General features: G+C 71.6%; 16 protein-coding genes. 10 read left to right on the top strand and 6 right to left on the bottom strand.

Annotated elements, in window-relative coordinates:
* Positions 1–12: 12 nt before the first annotated feature.
* Complete coding sequence (locus ACFYNP_RS30550; RefSeq protein WP_388411214.1) at positions 13–1,476, bottom strand: amino acid permease; 1,464 nt, start codon at positions 1,474–1,476, stop codon at positions 13–15.
* 229 nt (positions 1,477–1,705) lie between these two features.
* Positions 1,706–2,407, bottom strand: coding sequence for a FadR/GntR family transcriptional regulator (locus tag ACFYNP_RS30545; protein WP_388411211.1), 702 nt, complete (start codon positions 2,405–2,407; stop codon positions 1,706–1,708).
* A 139-nt stretch (positions 2,408–2,546) separates the two neighbouring features.
* On the opposite strand from ACFYNP_RS30545, the gene ACFYNP_RS30540 reads away from it, so the two are divergent.
* Together ACFYNP_RS30540 and ACFYNP_RS30535 are read left to right on the top strand one after the other, a co-directional pair.
* Positions 2,547–3,056 carry a gluconokinase gene (locus ACFYNP_RS30540; RefSeq protein ID WP_388411786.1) on the top strand — a complete coding sequence of 170 codons (510 nt, stop codon included), beginning with the start codon at positions 2,547–2,549 and terminating at the stop codon, positions 3,054–3,056.
* A gap of 11 nt (positions 3,057–3,067) precedes the next feature.
* Positions 3,068–4,474, top strand: coding sequence for a gluconate:H+ symporter (locus ACFYNP_RS30535; RefSeq protein ID WP_388790010.1), 1,407 nt, complete (start codon positions 3,068–3,070; stop codon positions 4,472–4,474).
* On the opposite strand, the gene ACFYNP_RS30530 is transcribed toward ACFYNP_RS30535, so the two are convergent.
* The 4 genes from ACFYNP_RS30530 to ACFYNP_RS30515 all read right to left on the bottom strand — a co-directional run bounded on the left by ACFYNP_RS30530 (position 4,460) and on the right by ACFYNP_RS30515 (position 9,371).
* The gene (locus tag ACFYNP_RS30530) at positions 4,460–5,170 is read right to left on the bottom strand and encodes a cytochrome b/b6 domain-containing protein (protein WP_388790008.1); all 711 of its coding nucleotides are present in this window, start codon (positions 5,168–5,170) and stop codon (positions 4,460–4,462) included. The genes ACFYNP_RS30535 and ACFYNP_RS30530 overlap by 15 nt on opposite strands.
* Positions 5,112–5,843: a molybdopterin-dependent oxidoreductase gene (locus tag ACFYNP_RS30525; RefSeq protein WP_388790005.1), complete on the bottom strand. Its 732-nt coding sequence runs from the start codon at positions 5,841–5,843 to the stop codon at positions 5,112–5,114. The genes ACFYNP_RS30530 and ACFYNP_RS30525 overlap by 59 nt, the downstream gene beginning before the upstream one ends.
* A gap of 83 nt (positions 5,844–5,926) precedes the next feature.
* A complete protein-coding gene (locus tag ACFYNP_RS30520; RefSeq protein WP_388790002.1) occupies positions 5,927–7,426 on the bottom strand; it encodes an APC family permease in 1,500 nt (499 codons plus the stop codon).
* Between the two features lie 289 nt (positions 7,427–7,715).
* Positions 7,716–9,371, bottom strand: coding sequence for an FAD-binding dehydrogenase (locus ACFYNP_RS30515; protein WP_388789999.1), 1,656 nt, complete (start codon positions 9,369–9,371; stop codon positions 7,716–7,718).
* A 166-nt stretch (positions 9,372–9,537) separates the two neighbouring features.
* On the opposite strand from ACFYNP_RS30515, the gene ACFYNP_RS30510 reads away from it, so the two are divergent.
* From ACFYNP_RS30510 to ACFYNP_RS30475, 8 genes are all read left to right on the top strand, one after another.
* Positions 9,538–10,434: a DMT family transporter gene (locus tag ACFYNP_RS30510; RefSeq protein WP_388411197.1), complete on the top strand. Its 897-nt coding sequence runs from the start codon at positions 9,538–9,540 to the stop codon at positions 10,432–10,434.
* Positions 10,435–10,521: 87 nt separating this feature from the next.
* A complete protein-coding gene (locus tag ACFYNP_RS30505; RefSeq protein WP_388411194.1) occupies positions 10,522–11,205 on the top strand; it encodes a TetR/AcrR family transcriptional regulator in 684 nt (227 codons plus the stop codon).
* Positions 11,202–11,966, top strand: a complete 765-nt coding sequence (locus tag ACFYNP_RS30500) for a glucose 1-dehydrogenase (RefSeq protein ID WP_388411191.1) — start codon at positions 11,202–11,204, stop codon at positions 11,964–11,966. Before ACFYNP_RS30505 ends, ACFYNP_RS30500 begins: the two co-directional genes overlap by 4 nt.
* 102 nt (positions 11,967–12,068) lie before the next feature.
* Complete coding sequence (locus ACFYNP_RS30495) at positions 12,069–12,584, top strand: NUDIX hydrolase (protein ID WP_388789997.1); 516 nt, start codon at positions 12,069–12,071, stop codon at positions 12,582–12,584.
* Between the two features lie 25 nt (positions 12,585–12,609).
* Positions 12,610–13,002, top strand: coding sequence for a YidH family protein (locus tag ACFYNP_RS30490; RefSeq protein WP_388411187.1), 393 nt, complete (start codon positions 12,610–12,612; stop codon positions 13,000–13,002).
* Positions 13,002–13,322, top strand: coding sequence for a DUF202 domain-containing protein (locus ACFYNP_RS30485; RefSeq protein ID WP_388411184.1), 321 nt, complete (start codon positions 13,002–13,004; stop codon positions 13,320–13,322). The genes ACFYNP_RS30490 and ACFYNP_RS30485 overlap by 1 nt, the downstream gene beginning before the upstream one ends.
* 262 nt (positions 13,323–13,584) lie before the next feature.
* Complete coding sequence (locus ACFYNP_RS30480) at positions 13,585–14,607, top strand: phosphotransferase family protein (protein WP_388411181.1); 1,023 nt, start codon at positions 13,585–13,587, stop codon at positions 14,605–14,607.
* Positions 14,608–14,616: 9 nt separating this feature from the next.
* Positions 14,617–15,831, top strand: a complete 1,215-nt coding sequence (locus ACFYNP_RS30475) for an acyl-CoA dehydrogenase family protein (RefSeq protein ID WP_388411179.1) — start codon at positions 14,617–14,619, stop codon at positions 15,829–15,831.
* Positions 15,832–15,833 lie beyond the last annotated feature (2 nt).

The following is a 15,833-nucleotide window of genomic DNA, read 5'->3' as shown; positions in this document are numbered from 1 at the left end:
ACAGAGCCGGGGTTAGGGCTGGGGCTTGTCCGCGGCGATCGCGCCGACCCGCTTGCGGACGACGTACCAGCCGCCGACGAGCAGCGCCGCGATGATCGGGAGGCAGTAGATCGTGGTGCGGCCCACGCCGCCGCCGTACCACATCAAGAACGCGACGGTCGCGAGGAAGACCAGCGTCACGATCTGCGTGTAGGGCGCCCAGGGCAGCTTGTAGGAGGGGCGCTCCAGGTGGCCCTGCTGTGCGCGGCGCCAGAAGAGCAGCGAACAGACCATGATCATCGCCCAGGTGCCGAGGATGCCGATGGAGGCGAAGTTCAGCACGATCTCGAAGGCGTCGTCCGGCACGACCTTGTTCAGGGCGACGCCGAGGACGCCGAAGAAGGCGGTGAACAGGACGCCGCCGTACGGCACCTTGCCCTTGTTCATGACGCCGACGAACTTGGGCGCCGAGCCCGCGAGCGACATCGAGCGCAGGATGCGGCCGGTGGAGTACAGGCCGGAGTTGAGGCTGGAGAGGGCCGCGGTGAGGACCACCAGGTTCATCACGCCGGCCGCACCCGGCACGCCGATCTTGTCGAGGACGGTGACGAACGGGCTCTGGTTCTCGGAGTACTCGGTGTACGGCAGCAGCAGCGCGAGCAGCACCACGGAGCCGACGTAGAAGACGGCGACGCGCCACATGATCGAGTTGATCGCCTTGGGCAGGATCTTCTGCGGGTTCTCCGTCTCGCCGGCGGCGACGCCGCACAGCTCGACCGAGGCGTACGCGAAGACGACGCCCTGGATGACGAGCAGCATGGGCAGCATGCCCATCGGGAAGATGCCGCCGTGGCTGGTGATGTTGGCGAAGCCCGGCGTGGAGCCGTCCACGTCGTGCTGGGTGACCACCAGGTAGATGCCGACCAGCATGAAGGCGACGAGCGCGACCACCTTGATGATCGCGAACCAGAACTCCATCTCGCCGAAGTACTTCACCGAGATGAGGTTGGCGGTGAGGACCACCGCGAGCGCGACGAGCGCGCAGACCCACTGCGGGACGCTGCTGAACATGGCCCAGAAGTGGGCGTAGGTCGCGGCCGCGGTGATGTCGGCGACGGCGGTGGTCGACCAGTTCAGGAAGTACAGCCAGCCTGCCGTGTAGGCACCCTTCTCGCCCATGAACTCACGGGCGTAACTGACGAAGGCGCCCGAGGAGGGGCGGTAGAGCACGAGCTCGCCGAGGGCCCGTACGACGAAGAAGGCGAAGACGCCGCAGACCGCGTACGCGATCGCGAGGGAGGGGCCCGCGCCCGCCATCCGGCCGCCGGCGCCGAGGAACAGCCCGGTGCCTATCGCTCCGCCGATGGCGATCATGTTGATGTGGCGGGACTTGAGGTCCTTGCTGTAACCGGCGTCACCGGCGTCGATGTGGGGGGTGCCCGTCGTCGCCCCCGCGGGGGCACTCTGGGTCTCGGCCGCAGGCATGCGGTCACTCATGGAGTAGTTCGCCTTTGTGAGGGGTCATGCGGTCGTGCGGGACCGGTCGTGCCGGTGACGCAGGTCGTCACCGTGGCGGGGACTAGCGTCACCATGGCACGGACCAGCGGCCCATAGTTCCGCCTGGCGGCACAGTTTGGCAGTGGCCAATGTCACGTAGAGACAGATTTGAGATGTTTCTGAGGTAACTGAAAGGGATCCGGCGCGCGGAATTCGTTGCTCAGGGTACCTATGGTGCGAGAACGTCCAGCTCCTGGAGTGCGCCCACCGCGATCTCGCGGGTCAGCCGCTCGGCCTCGGCGGTGTCCCGCGCGCGGACCGCTTCGGCCACCCGCACATGCAAAGTGACGGCGGCCGGATCGGGGTCGGGGAACATCACCTGGTGGTGCGTGCGGCCGGTGAGCACCTCGGCCACCACATCGCCGAGCCGGGCGAACATCTCGTTGCCGGACGCGTTGAGCACGATCCGGTGGAAGGCCACGTCGTGTACGAGGTACGCCTCCAGCTGGCGCCCGCGTGAGGTGGCGACCATGCCGAGGGCCTGTTCGGTGAGGTCCGCGCACTGGGCCGGGGTGGCCCGCAGCGCCGCGAGGCCGGCGGCGACCGGCTCCACGGCGGAGCGCAGCACGGTCAGCGAGCGCAGCTGGCGCGGCCGGTCGGCGCCGGCCAGGCGCCAGCGGATGACCTGCGGGTCGTAGACGTTCCACTGCTCGGCCGGCTGGACGGTCACGCCGACCCGGCGCCGGGACTCGACCAGGTACATGGACTCCAGGACCCGGATCACCTCGCGCACCACCGTGCGCGACACGTCGAAGCGCTGGGCCAGCTCGTCGGTGCGCAGCACGCTGCCGGGCGGGTACTCGCCCGCGGTGATCGCCAGACCCAGGCTTTCGAGCACATGCGTGTGGAGGCCCCGGGCCCGAGTCGTCATGGGCCAAGCCTACGGGCCCTGATGAAGGCCATAAAAGTATGACTTTTAAATCACGACCTCTTGAATATGTCGTACCTAATGGGTTTGAGTGTCCGCGAAGGACATCGATGTCGATGAGGACAGCGAGGCACCACCCGCCATGAACACCCCCCTGACCGTCGTCGTGATGGGCGTTGCCGGAACCGGCAAGACCACCATCGGGCCGCTGGTCGCAGCACGGCTCGGCCTCCCCTACGCCGAGGGCGACGACTTCCACCCCGAGGCCAACGTCGCCAAGATGTCCGCGGGCATCCCCCTGGACGACGACGACCGGTGGCCCTGGCTGGACGCCATCGGCGCCTGGGCACACGGCCGGGCCGGGCACGGCGGGGTGGTGAGCAGCTCCGCGCTCAAGCGCAGCTACCGCGACCGGCTGCGCGCGGCCGCCCCCGGAGTCGTCTTCCTGCATCTGACCGGCGACCGGGCGCTCATCGAGCACCGGATGGCCGAGCGCAAGGGCCACTTCATGCCGGCCGCGCTGCTCGACTCGCAGTTCGCCACCCTTCAGCCGCTGGGCCCCGACGAGGCGGGCGTCGCCGTCGACGTGTCCGGCACCCCCGAGGACATCGCGGAGCGGGCCGCCACCGCGCTGCGAACGCTCACCAAGTAAGGAATCCCACCGTGACCAGACTCAGCGTCGAGTTCCTGGCAGCGGACGCCACGCAGCCGATCACCTCGGCCGGCCATGCCCAGCTGGGCATCGCCGTACTCGCGGGCATCGCCGTCATCGTCGTGCTCATCACCAAGTTCAAGCTGCACGCCTTCCTGTCCCTGACGATCGGCTCGCTGGCGCTCGGCGCCTTCGCGGGGGCCCCGCTCGACAAGGTCATCACCAGCTTCAGCGCGGGCCTCGGCAGCACCGTCGCCGGCGTCGGCGTGCTGATCGCGCTCGGCGCGATCCTCGGCAAGCTGCTCGCCGACTCCGGCGGCGCCGACCAGATCGTCGACACCATCCTGGCCAAGGCCGGGAAGTCCGGCGGCCGGGCGATGCCCTGGGCGATGGTGGCCATCGCCTCGATCATCGGGCTTCCGCTGTTCTTCGAGGTCGGCATCGTGCTGCTGATCCCGGTGGTGCTGCTCGTCGCCAAGCGCGGCAACTACTCGCTGATGCGCATCGGCATTCCGGCCCTGGCCGGCCTGTCCGTCATGCACGGCCTGATCCCGCCGCACCCGGGGCCGCTCGTCGCCATCGACGCGATCGGCGCCAACCTCGGGGTGACCCTCGCGCTCGGCGTGGTCGTCGCCATCCCGACGGTGATCATCGCGGGCCCGCTGTTCTCCAAGTACGCGGCCCGCTGGGTCGACATCCCGGCCCCGGACAAGATGGTCCCCTCCCGTCCCTCGGAGGACCTGGAGAAGCGCCCGAGCTTCGGCGCGACCATCGTCACGGTGCTGCTCCCGGTGGTCCTGATGCTGGCCAAGGCGCTGGTGGACATCGTGGTCGACGACCCGAAGAACCACCTCCAGCGGGTCACCGACGTCATCGGCTCGCCGCTGATCGCCCTGCTCGCCGCGGTCCTGGTCGCCATCTTCACCCTGGGCCGGGCCGCCGGGTTCACCAAGGAGCGCATCTCGACGACCGTCGAGAAGTCCCTCGCCCCGATCGCGGGCGTCCTGCTGATCGTGGGCGCGGGCGGCGGCTTCAAGCAGACGCTGATCGACGTGGGCGTCGGCCAGATGATCCTGGACTTCTCCAAGGACTGGGCGATCCCCTCGCTGCTGCTCGCCTGGCTGATCGCCGTGGCGATCCGGCTCGCGACCGGTTCCGCGACGGTGGCGACGATCTCCGCGGCGGGCCTGGTGGCACCGCTCGCGGCCGACATGTCGACCGCGCACGCGGCGCTGCTCGTGCTCGCCGTCGGCGCCGGTTCGCTCTTCTTCAGCCATGTGAACGACGCCGGGTTCTGGCTGGTGAAGGAGTACTTCGGGATGAGCGTCGGCCAGACGGTCAAGACGTGGTCGGTGATGGAGACGATCATCTCCGTGGTGTCGCTCGGCTTCGTCCTGCTCCTGTCACTGGTCGTCTAGCCGGCCTCCGGTCAACTCGTCGCCGTCCCGAGACGCGTCGTCCGACTCCGGCTCCCACAAGGGGTGTTCGCGCTTCGCCCACGGCCGGTCGACCGACCCGGTGCGCATGCCACGGCGTGCCACCGGGTCGCCGACCGCCATCCACACATGCCCGGCGATCACGATGCCGACGGCGAGCGACAGCCAGTCGTGCACGAACGTGGAACCGATCCGCACCTCGATGGGCGCCAGGTGCGTGAACCACATCAGCAGCCCGGTGCCCAGCATCACCAGGGCGGCTCCCGCGATCCAGCCCGCGTACAGCTTCTGCCCCGCGTTGAACTTTCCGGCGGGCCGCGGCTCCCGCTCCCGGCGCAGGGCCGTGCGCAGCCAGGTGCGGTCGTACGGGTGGAAGCGGTTGAGGCGGCCCAGATCGGCGCGGAACGCGCGCGAGACCAGGCCGAGCAGGACCGGCACCGGAAGGAGCGCCCCGCAGATCTCGTGCACCCGCACCACCAGTTCGCGCCGGCCCACCAGCTCGGCGAACTGCGGGACGTACAGGACCGCCGCGGTGACCACACAGGCCCCCATCAGCCAGGCCGTGGCCCGGTGCACCCAGCGCGCCGCAGGAGTGAACCGCCTTACGGAGTGCGGGAGTTCAGGAGGTGGGGTGGTCCTCGCGTCCGTTGGACCGGCCGACCCAGGCGTCGATGTCATAGCCCCGCTCCTCCCAGAATCCCCGCTCGACCTTCTGTGTCACGGTGATCCCGGACAGCCATTTCGCCGACTTGTAGAAGTACATGGGAGCCACGTACAGGCGGACCGGGCCGCCGTGCGCGTGGCTGACCGGTCTGTCCTGCATGCTCAGCGCGATCAACACGTCGTCGCGGCGCGCCTGTTCGAGGGTGAGACTCTCGCTGTACGCGCCGTCGAAGCAGGTGAAGCGGACGGCTCCGGCGCCCGGCCGCACCCCGGCCGCGTCCAGGAGGCGGGACAGCTGGACCCCGGCGAACGGGGTGCCGGGGACCCGCCAGCCGGTCACGCACTGCACATCGCGCACCAGCCGGGTCTGCGGCAGCGCGCGCAGCGCGTCCAGGGTGTAGGTGGCGGGCCTGGTGACCAGACCGTCGACGGTGAGCCGGTAGTCGGCCGCGCTCTTGTCGGGCACCGAGGAGGTGACCGAGTAGTAGCGGAAGCCGCCGCCGTTGGGCAGCAGACTGGTGAGCCCGGTGGGGTCCTTGTCGGAGGCCGCGCCGAGGAACGATTCGAGGCCGCCCTGCACATAGCGCGCCGACGCGACCCCGGCCGCGCCGAGTCCGAGCATGCCGAGCACGAGCCGGCGGCCCACGGGGGTGCCCCGCGCGGGCGACGGCGTTGGTTCTGGTGTCACCCGACGATTCGAACACCCGGCGGCCGGTCCTGCCAGGGGCCACGGCCGTACGTCACCGTTCCGTCAGGAATTCCCCAGCCGGCTCACAGCCGCGAGGGCTCCTCGCCCCGGCCGATCCCGGCGTGCGTCCCGGGCCTGCGCGCCCGCAGCACGAGCCCGTACCCGAGGCCCACGAGCAGGGCGAGGACGACGATCCCGGGCAGCAGCCAGGTGAGCGCGTCGTCCGGCCCCGCCCCGACGAGGAGCTGGAACTGCCGGACGCTGTAGGCGGCGGTGCCCAGCAGCGCGACGCCCGCGGCGGCCGCGGCGAGCAGCCGCCACCGCTGGGCACCGGCCTCGCCCCGGCGGACGAAGAAGACGATCACGGAGAGGGACGAGGCGGCCATGAGGAGGAGCACGCCGAGCGCGCCGACGTTGCCCGTCCAGGTGAACAGGTGCGTGACGGGGGCGGTCGGGTCGCCGGCCGGCCAGCGGTCGGTGAGCGCGAAGGCGGCGACCACGGCCACCGAGATCACGGTCTGGAACAGCGAGCCGGCCGCCGGCGCCCCGCTGGTCGGGCTGGTCCGGCCGAACCCGGCGGGCAGCAGTCCATCGCGGCCCATGGCGAAGGCGTACCGGGCGACCACGTTGTGCAGGCTGAGCAGCGCCGCGAACATGCCGGTCACGAACACGACGTGGAGGACGTCGGCAAAGGTGGTGCCCAGGTTCTTCTCGGCGAGCGCGAACAGGAGGCCGGGGCCCTGCTTCTGCGCGGAGTCCACGATGTCCTGCGGGCCCGCCGCGAGGGTGAGCGCCCACGAGCTGAGCGCGAGGAGGGCGGTCACGAAGCCGATCGCGAGGAACAGGACGCGCTTGACGACGACCCTCGGACGCCGGGTCTCCTCCGCGTACACCGGGGCCTGTTCGACGCCGATGAAGGCGGCGACGCAGAAGCACAGCGCGAGGCCGGCGCTGCCGTGGGCCAGGGCGTGCGGATTGAAGGCGTGCGGCGAGAGGCGGCCGGTGGCCGGGTCCGCCAGCGCGGCGAGGTCGAAGACGACGACCAGCGCCACTTCGACGAGCAGGAGCACCCCGAGCACCTTGGCGTTCAGGTCGGTCTTCAGCCGGCCGAGCGCCCCGACGAGGGCGACCGCGAGCAGCGCGGGCACCCACCAGTCGATGGTGACCCCGCGACAGGTGTCGAGCAGCCCCGACACCTCGAAACCGAACAGGCCGTAGATGCCGGCCTGCAACGCGCTGTAGGCGGCGAACGCCCCATAGGCGGCCGAGGCGCCCGCGGTCGGGCCGAGCCCTCGGGCGATGTACGCGTAGAGGGCGCCCGAGTGGCTCACGTGCCGGCTCATCGCGGCGTACCCGACGCCGAACAGGGCGAGCACCACGCCGAGGATCAGGAAGAGCAGCGGCTGTCCGACGACGCCCGTCGCGGCGAAGGCGGTGGGCATCACCCAGGCCGCGACCGTCAGGGGCGCGCTCGCCGCGAGCACCGGGAGCAGCAGCCCCGGGGTGCCGAGCCGGCCGGCGCGCAGGGCCCGTTCCGGTTCCTCGTACGTGCTGATCTCGGGTTCGCTGGTCCGGCTCGGCATGCGGGGTTGGCCCTTTCGGTGTTTTCCGGTCAGACCACACTTACGGCATCGCCCGCACGGAAAGATCGCCGGAGCATGAATGCGCGCTGAACGCATGCGCGATGGTCACCGCCAGCAAATCGCCGGTCACCGCCGTGGTCAAGGCCGTCCGGTCCTGCCCGCGGGCAGCGAACACGGCCCCCGCGCAAGGCGATTGGGGACCGGCCGGACCATGGGTGTCCACGGGGATCGAGGACCGGCCGGACCGCGGGCACCCACGGGAGTCGAGGACCGGCCGGACCGCGAGTGCCTAGGACACCGCCTTCGCGGCGGCGCGGCCCGCCGCGCGGCCCGAGAAGATGCAGCCGCCGAGGAAGGTGCCCTCCAGGGAGCGGTAGCCGTGCACGCCTCCGCCGCCGAACCCGGCCGCCTCGCCCGCCGCGTACACGCCCGGCAGCGGCTCGCCGCCCGCGGTGAGCACGCGCGAGGACAGGTCGGTCTCCAGGCCGCCGAGCGACTTGCGGGTCAGGATGTGCAGCTTGACCGCGATCAGCGGACCGGCCTTCGGGTCGAGGATGCGGTGCGGGGGCGCGGTGCGGATCAGCTTGTCGCCGAGGTAGTTGCGCGCCCCCCGGATCGCGGTGACCTGGAGGTCCTTGCTGAAGGGGTTGGCGATCTCGCGGTCGCGGGCCACGATCTCGCGGCGCAGCGCGGCCTCCTCGATGAGGGGTTCCTCGGTGAGCGCGTTCATGCCGCGCACCAGCGAGGCCAGGTCCTTCTCGACGACGAAGTCGGCGCCGTGGTCCATGAACGCCTTCACCGGGCCCGGCACATCGGCCCGGGCCCGCCCGAGGACACCGCGCACGGACTTGCCGGTCAGGTCGGGATTCTGCTCGGAGCCCGAGAGCGCGAACTCCTTGCCGATGATCTTCTGGTCGAGCACGAACCACGTGTAGCCGTACCCGGTCCTCATGATGTGGTCGAGTGTGCCGAGGGTGTCGAAGCCGGGGAAGAGCGGGACGGGCAGCCGGTTGCCGCGCGCGTCCAGCCAGAGCGAGGAGGGGCCGGGCAGGATGCGGATGCCGTGCTTGGCCCAGATGGGGTTCCAGTTCTGGATGCCCTCGGTGTAGTGCCACATGCGGTCGCGGTTGATGTGGTGGGCCCCGGCCCGCTCGGTGATGCCGAGCATGAGGCCGTCGACGTGGGCGGGGACACCGGAGAGCAGATGGTCGGGCGGTGTGCCGAGCCGCTCGGGCCACTGGGCCCGTACGAGGTCGTGGTTTCCGCCGATGCCGCCGCTGGTCACGATGACCGCCTGCGCCGTAAGCTCGAAGGATCCGGTGACGGTCCGGGTCGACGCCGTCCCGCGCTCGGCGCCGGACGGCTCCAGGATCTCGCCGGTCACGGTGTCGACGGACCCGGCACTGCGCCCGAGGCCCGTCACGCGGTGCCGGAACCTGAACCGGACAAGCCCCCGGGCGGCGGCCTCCCGCACCCTCCGCTCGAACGGCGCCACGATGCCGGGCCCGGTGCCCCAGGTGATGTGGAAGCGGGGAACGGAGTTGCCATGCCCGTTGGCGTCGTACCCGCCCCGCTCGGCCCAGCCCACCACGGGGAAGAACCGGACCCCCTGGGCGTGCAGCCACGCCCGCTTCTCGCCGGCCGCGAAGTCCACGTACGCCTCGGCCCACTGGCGCGGCCAGTGGTCCTCGGCCCGGTCGAAACCGGCCGTGCCGTACCAGTCCTGGAGGGCGAGCGCCCGGCTGTCCTTGATCCGCATGCGGCGCTGCTCGGGCGAGTCGACCAAGAAGAGCCCGCCGAACGACCAGTGGGCCTGTCCGCCGAGGGACTGCTCGGGCTCCTGGTCGAGCAGGATCACCTTCTTGCCGGCGTCCGCCAGCTCCGCCGTGGCCACCAGCCCCGCGAGCCCCGCTCCGATCACGATCACATCGGCGTCGTACGCCATCGGCCGCTCACTCCGCTCGTCCGCCAAGTCACCCGTGCGTCCGATCTTGGGCGGGCCACCCCCCGGCGTCAACCGTCGCGCTCCCGTCCCCCGGGAGGCGGCCCGGCCCCCGGGGCGCTAGGGTCGGCCAAGTCGGCGTCCCCCGGCCGTACTTGAGGTGTACGTCGTGTCGGTTCTGGTCCTCGTCCTCGCCGTGAGCGCAGCGTGCTGTCTGGGCTCGGGCTTCGTGCTGCAGCAGAACGCGGCGCAGCAAGCCCCGATCGGTGACTTCCTGTCGCCCCGGCTGCTGCTCGACCTGGTGCGCATGCCGCGCTGGCTGGCCGGGATAGGCCTGATGGTGGCGGGCATGGTGCTGAGCGCGCTCGCGCTGGGCTGGGGCGAGGTCTCCCTGGTCGAGCCGCTGGTGGCGACCAATCTGTTCTTCGCCATGTGGCTGTCCCGGCTCTGGACGCGCCAGCCGCTGGGCCGCCAGGGCTGGGCCGGGCTCGCGCTGCTCGCCGGCGGGGTCACCGCGTTCATCGTGGCGGGCCAGCCGCACGGCAGCGTCTCGGAGGCCGGGGCGCTGCGGCACTGGCTGATCGTGGGCGTGGTGGTCGGTACGGCGCTGCTCCTGGCGGGCTTCGCCAAACACGATCGGCTCAGCGTGGCGGCCCCGGTCATGCTGGCCATCGCCGCGGGCCTGCTCTACGGGCTCCAGGATGCCCTGACCCGGATCAGCGGCCAGCGCCTGTCGGCCGGCGGCTGGTCGGAACTGATGTCGAGCTGGCAGCCGTACGGGGTGATCGCGCTCGGGGTGACCGGGCTCGTCCTGGTGCAGAGCGCCTTCGAGACGGCCCCGCTGCGCATGTCGCTGCCCGCTCTGACCGCCGCCCAGCCACTGGCCGGAATCGCCTGCGGGGTCGGCTTCCTCGGGGACCGGCTGCGTACGGACACGGGCGCGCTCGCCTGGGAGGCGGCCGGGCTCGCCGCGATCGTGGCGGGCATCGTGCTGCTGGGACTGCACCCGGCGATGCCGTCGGGCACGGCGGCGAGGGAAGAGAGCCGGGACCTCCAGCCGCACTAGAACCTGCCGCGCCGCACGGGGACGTACCGCGTTCGGCCCAAGGGAGGGTGCTGGCTTTTTAATAATGTCCAGCATTACCATGGCGTCATGGCAAGGACGTCGGGACCCGAGACCCGGGAGAAGCTGATCCGCGCGGCCGAGGAGGTCTTCGCGGCCCAGGGCGTCGACGGCGCCCAGCTGCGCGACATCGTCAGGCTGGCCGGGCAGAGCAATCCCTCGGCCGTGCAGTACCACTTCGGCTCGCGCGCCGGGCTGCTCGACGCGGTGATGGCCGGTCGCCAGCGGCGCACGGAGGGAGTCCTCGAAGCGCTGCTCGCGGAGCGCGTCGAGGAGCCCCGGGCCCCGCTGGGCTCTGCGCCCGGCTCGGGCGACCTGCCCGTCCTGCTCGCGGCGCTCGTCGGTGCCGAGGCGAGCGAGCTGCGCTCCGGGCGCGGGCGGCGCTGTCTGCGGATCTCGGCCCAGCTCAGCCACGAGAGCGGGGTGCGCACCCGGACCCCGCATCCCACCCTGGCCGGCACGGTCTACTGGCACCTCATCGGCCGGATCGAGGGCTGCCTGGCCGGGCTGCTGCCCGAGCCGGTCCGCCTGGAGCGGATCGATCTCGCGCTCACCCTCGTCGGCGCCGCGATGGCCGACCGGGCCCGTCAGTACCTGGCCGGTACCGAACCGCTGACCGGCGAGGAGCTGTTCCGCGCCGACCTGGTGGCGACCACGAACGCCCTGCTCACGGCTCCCCAGCCCGCACTCGACACCCCGAAGGACACGAGATGAACGACCTCACCGGCAAGACAGTGATCATCACGGGCGGCGCCCGCGGCCTCGGCGCCGAGGCCGCGGGCCAGGCGGTGGCGGCCGGCGCCCGGGTCGTGCTCACGGATGTCCTGGACGAGGAGGGCCGGGCCACCGCCGAAGCCCTCGGCGCGAACGCCCGCTTCCTGCACCACGACGTCACCTCCGAGCAGGACTGGGCGCGGGCCGCCGAGTTCGCGGTCGCCGAGTTCGGTGCGCTGCACGGCCTGGTCAACAACGCGGGCATAGCCGCGGGCAGCCTCCTGGAGGCCGAGTCCGTGGACTACTTCCGCAAGGTCCTCGACATCAATCTCACCGGCGTCTTCATCGGCATGAAGACGGTCGTCCCGGCCATGAAGGAGAGCGGCGGCGGCTCGATCGTGAACATCTCCTCGGCCGCCGGCCTGATGGGCCTGGCCCTGACGGCAGGCTACGGCGCCTCGAAGTGGGGCGTGCGCGGACTGACGAAGATCGGCGCGGTCGAGCTCGGCACCGCCCGGATCCGGGTCAACTCGGTCCACCCGGGCATGACGTACACCCCGATGACCGCGGCGGTCGGCATCCAGAAGGGCGAGGGCAACTACCCGAACACCCCGATGGGCCGGGTCGGTGAGCCCGACGAGATCGCGGGCGCGGTCGTCTTCCTGCTTTCGGACGCGGCGTCCTACGTGACCGGCGCGGAGCTGGCCGTGGACGGCGGCTGGACCACCGGGCCGACCGTGAAGTACGTGATGGGCCAGTGAGGCGAGCCCGTCGCGGCCGCCGTTGACGGCAGCGCCGAGGCACCGGGCGGCTGGTGACCCGCACGCGCCGGACCACCGGGCGCCCGGTGATTTCATGGGTCCATGAATCCGGCTGACGAAATCCTGGACATCGTCGACGAGCACGACAACGTGACCGGGCAGGCCCGGCGCGCCGACGCCTACGCCCGCAACCTGCGCCACCGCTGTGTGTTCGTCCTCGCCCGCGACGCGGCGGGCCGGATCTTCGTGCACCGCCGCACCCCACAGAAGCTCGTCTTCCCCTCCTTGTACGACATGTTCGTCGGCGGGGTGGTCGGCGCGGGCGAGTCGTACGACAGCGCGGCGCTGCGCGAGGCCGAGGAGGAGCTCGGTGTGTCCGGACTGCCGCGCCCGCGGCCGGTGTTCAAGTTCCTCTACGAGAACGGCGAACACAGCTGGTGGTCGTCGGTGTACGAGGTGCGCTGCGAGCTGCCGGTGAACCCCCAGGCCGAGGAGGTCGCCTGGCACGACTTCCTGCCGCTCGCCGAACTGGAGGCGCGCATCGACACCTGGGAGTGGGTGCCGGACGGGCTCGCGGCCTGGCGGCGGCTGCGTGCCTCGGGGCTCGGCCCGTCCTGAGGGGCCGCCGGGTAGGGTGCGGCGGGTGATCACGATCGTGCAGACCCTGCGGCTGTGGTTCGCGCCCCAGCGCATCGGCGAGGAGGGCGAGACCCCCGACTACCGGTTCTCGCTCGCCAACGAGCGGACCTTCCTGGCCTGGATCAGGACGTCGCTGGCGCTGGTCGGGGGCGGTTTCGCGGTCGACCAGTTCCTGCCGGACCTGCGCCGGGGCGTCCGGGTCGCGCTGGCCCTCGCGCTGCTGGCGGCCGGGGTGCTGTGCGCGCTGCGGGCGGTGAACCACTGGGTGCGCTGCGAGCGGGCCATGCGGCGCGGCGAAGACCTGCCGGTCTCGCGCTTCCCCACCCTGCTGAGCCTCGCCGTCGCCGTGGTCGCCGTGGTGATGGTGGTGGTCGTCGTCTTCGGCTGGGCCGGCTGATGCCCTCACCGGTCCCCGCCCGCGACCCCGGGCTCCAGCCGGAGCGCACCCGGCTCGCCTGGCGGCGCACCACCTTGTCGTGCACGGTGGCGGCCGTACTCGCCGCCAAACAGGCGCTGCACCAAGGGAGTTCCCCCCTCGCGCCGGCCGCGGTGACGCTCAGCGGGCTCGTGTGGCTGGGCTTCCTGGCCGTGGCGCACCGCCGTATCCAGACCCTGAGCGGCGGCGCGCGGCCCCGGGTGCTCGGGGTGCGTGCCGCCCTGGCGGCGGCCGCCTGCACGGTGGCCCTGGCCTGTTTCGCCGTCGCCACGCTGTTCTGAACCCGGCTCCCCCACCCGTCCGAACCCGGCTCCGCACCCGCCCGACCCCGGCTCCGCACCTGTCCGGCTTCCGAACCGGGCTCCACCCTTCCGACCTGCGAACTGGCCCTCGCGAACCGTGCGAACGGTGGCGCGAACAGTGACGCGAACAGCGGGGCCACTCGCCGCGCGCCGGAATTCGGGGGCCGCCCTGGACGGCATACCGACTGGTCGGTAGCGTGTCTCCGTACAGGACGCCCGACCCGTTCCGGAGGTGCCGCAGATGAGCACAGTCCCCCCGCCAGGCCTCGACCCGGAGCAACTGCGGGCCCACCTCGACCGGGTGCGGCCGGGGCTCGTGGGCGGACCGCTCAAGGCCCGGCTGATCGAGGGAGGTCGGTCGAACCTGACGTACGTCGTCACGGACGGGACCGGGCAGTGGGTCGTGCGACGGCCGCCGCTCGGCCATGTGCTGGCCACCGCGCACGACATGAAGCGCGAGCACCGGGTCATCAGCGCCCTGCACCCCACGGCCGTCCCGGTGCCCGAGCCGGTACTGCTCTGCGAGGACGAGTCGGTGCTCGGCTCGCCGTTCTACGTCATGGAGTACGTGGCCGGGACGCCGTACCGCACCGCCGAACAGCTCGCCCCGCTCGGTGCCGAGCGGACCGGGGCGGCCGTGCTCGCGCTGGTCGACACGCTCGTCGAGCTGCACGCCGTCGACCCCGAGGCGGTCGGGCTCGGCGACTTCGGGCGGCCCGACGGCTTCCTGGACCGGCAGCTGCGCCGCTGGGGCAAGCAGCTCGACGCCTCCCGCAACCGCGACCTCGCCGGCATCGACGAGCTGCACGCGTCACTCGGGCGCGCCCTCCCCGTCTCGCCCGCGCCCACGGTCGTGCACGGCGACTACCGCCTGGACAACGTCCTGATCGGCGACGACGACCGGATCAAGGCGGTCCTCGACTGGGAGATGTCCACGCTGGGCGACCCGTTGACCGACCTCGGCCTGCTCGTGATGTACAGCGCGAAGCTGGAGGTCGCCGACTCCCCGGTCTCCACCACGGCCGGGGCCGCCGGCCACCCCTCCCCCGCCGAGCTGATCGAGCGCTACGCGGCGGGCTCGGGGCGCGACACCTCCGCCATCTCCTGGTACACGGCGTTCGCCTGGTTCAAGCTCGCCGTGATCCTCGAAGGCATCCACTACCGCTACACCCTCGGCCAGACCGTGGGCGCCGGATTCGACCGCATCGGCGAGCTGGTCCCGGTCTTCATCGAGCACGGCCTCACGACCCTTCAGGAAGGCTGAACGCCCGTCATGGACTTCGCATTCGACGCCCGCACCGAAGAACTGCGGACCAAACTCCTCGCCTTCATGGACGATTACGTCCACCCCGCCGAGGCCACCGACCACGAGCAGCGCGCCCTGCTCGCCTCGCCCTGGGACACCCCGCAGGTGGTGGCGGACCTCAAGGCCGAGGCGCGCCGCCAGGGCCTGTGGAACCTGTTCCTGCCCGACGCGGAGTACGGCGCGGGCCTCACCAACCTCCAGTACGCGCCGCTGGCCGAAATCACCGGCCGTTCCCCGCACTTGGCGCCGACCGCCCTCAACTGCGCGGCTCCGGACACCGGGAACATGGAGGTGCTCGCGCAGTTCGGCTCGGAGGAGCAGAAGAAGCAGTGGCTTGAGCCGCTGCTCGCCGGGGAGATCCGCTCGGCCTTCGCGATGACCGAGCCGGAGGTCGCCTCCTCGGACGCCACCAACATCGAGACGCGCATCGAGCGGGACGGCGGCGACTACGTCATCACCGGCCGCAAGTGGTACATCTCCGGGGCGATGAACCCGGACTGCAAGATCTTCATCGTGATGGGCAAGACCGACCCGGCCAACCCCGATGTGCGCCGCCAGCAGTCGATGGTCCTGGTCCCGCGTGACACCCCGGGCGTCGAGATCCGCCGCGCCATGCAGGTGTACGGGTACGAGGACCACTCCCACGGCGGCCACGCCGAGGTCGTCTTCCACGGGGCCCGGGTGCCCGCGAGCAACCTGGTCGGCGAGGAGGGCGGCGGCTTCGCCATCGCCCAGGCCCGCCTGGGGCCGGGCCGGATCCACCACTGCATGCGCCTGATCGGCATGGCCGAGCGGGCCATCGAGCTGATGTGCCGAAGGGCCGTGTCCCGTACGGCCTTCGGCAAGCCGATCGCTCAGCAGGGCGTGGTGCAGGAGTGGATCGCGGACGCCCGGGTCGCGGTCGAGCAGCTGCGGCTGCTCGTCCTGAAGACGGCCTGGCTGATGGACACCGTGGGCAACCGCGGGGCGCACACCGAGATCCAGGCCATCAAGATCGCCACGCCGCGCACGGTGGTCGGCATCATCGACGACGCGGTGCAGCTGCACGGCGCGGGCGGCGTCAGCCAGGACTTCCCGCTGGCCGAACTGTGGGCCGCGGCAAGGACGTTGCGGCTGGCGGACGGCCCCGACGAGGTGCACCAGCGCTCGCTGGCCCGCCGCGAACTGAAGAAGTACCTCTAGCG

The sequence above is a fragment of the Streptomyces sp. NPDC006691 genome (genome assembly GCF_042869955.1).
In the GTDB taxonomy this organism is placed as follows: domain Bacteria; phylum Actinomycetota; class Actinomycetes; order Streptomycetales; family Streptomycetaceae; genus Streptomyces.
The sequence above is the reverse complement of the archived record's forward strand: the minus strand, read 5'-3'. Positions and strand labels throughout refer to the sequence as shown.

Coding starts and splice junctions, on each gene's coding strand:
- ACFYNP_RS30550 (WP_388411214.1), bottom strand. CDS start 1,476: ATGAGTGACCGCATGCCTGCGGCCGAGACCCAGAGTGCCCCCGCGGGG.
- ACFYNP_RS30545 (WP_388411211.1), bottom strand. CDS start 2,407: ATGACGACTCGGGCCCGGGGCCTCCACACGCATGTGCTCGAAAGCCTG.
- ACFYNP_RS30540 (WP_388411786.1), top strand. CDS start 2,547: ATGAACACCCCCCTGACCGTCGTCGTGATGGGCGTTGCCGGAACCGGC.
- ACFYNP_RS30530 (WP_388790008.1), bottom strand. CDS start 5,170: ATGACATCGACGCCTGGGTCGGCCGGTCCAACGGACGCGAGGACCACC.
- ACFYNP_RS30520 (WP_388790002.1), bottom strand. CDS start 7,426: ATGCCGAGCCGGACCAGCGAACCCGAGATCAGCACGTACGAGGAACCG.
- ACFYNP_RS30515 (WP_388789999.1), bottom strand. CDS start 9,371: ATGGCGTACGACGCCGATGTGATCGTGATCGGAGCGGGGCTCGCGGGG.
- ACFYNP_RS30505 (WP_388411194.1), top strand. CDS start 10,522: ATGGCAAGGACGTCGGGACCCGAGACCCGGGAGAAGCTGATCCGCGCG.
- ACFYNP_RS30500 (WP_388411191.1), top strand. CDS start 11,202: ATGAACGACCTCACCGGCAAGACAGTGATCATCACGGGCGGCGCCCGC.
- ACFYNP_RS30495 (WP_388789997.1), top strand. CDS start 12,069: ATGAATCCGGCTGACGAAATCCTGGACATCGTCGACGAGCACGACAAC.
- ACFYNP_RS30485 (WP_388411184.1), top strand. CDS start 13,002: ATGCCCTCACCGGTCCCCGCCCGCGACCCCGGGCTCCAGCCGGAGCGC.
- ACFYNP_RS30480 (WP_388411181.1), top strand. CDS start 13,585: ATGAGCACAGTCCCCCCGCCAGGCCTCGACCCGGAGCAACTGCGGGCC.
- ACFYNP_RS30475 (WP_388411179.1), top strand. CDS start 14,617: ATGGACTTCGCATTCGACGCCCGCACCGAAGAACTGCGGACCAAACTC.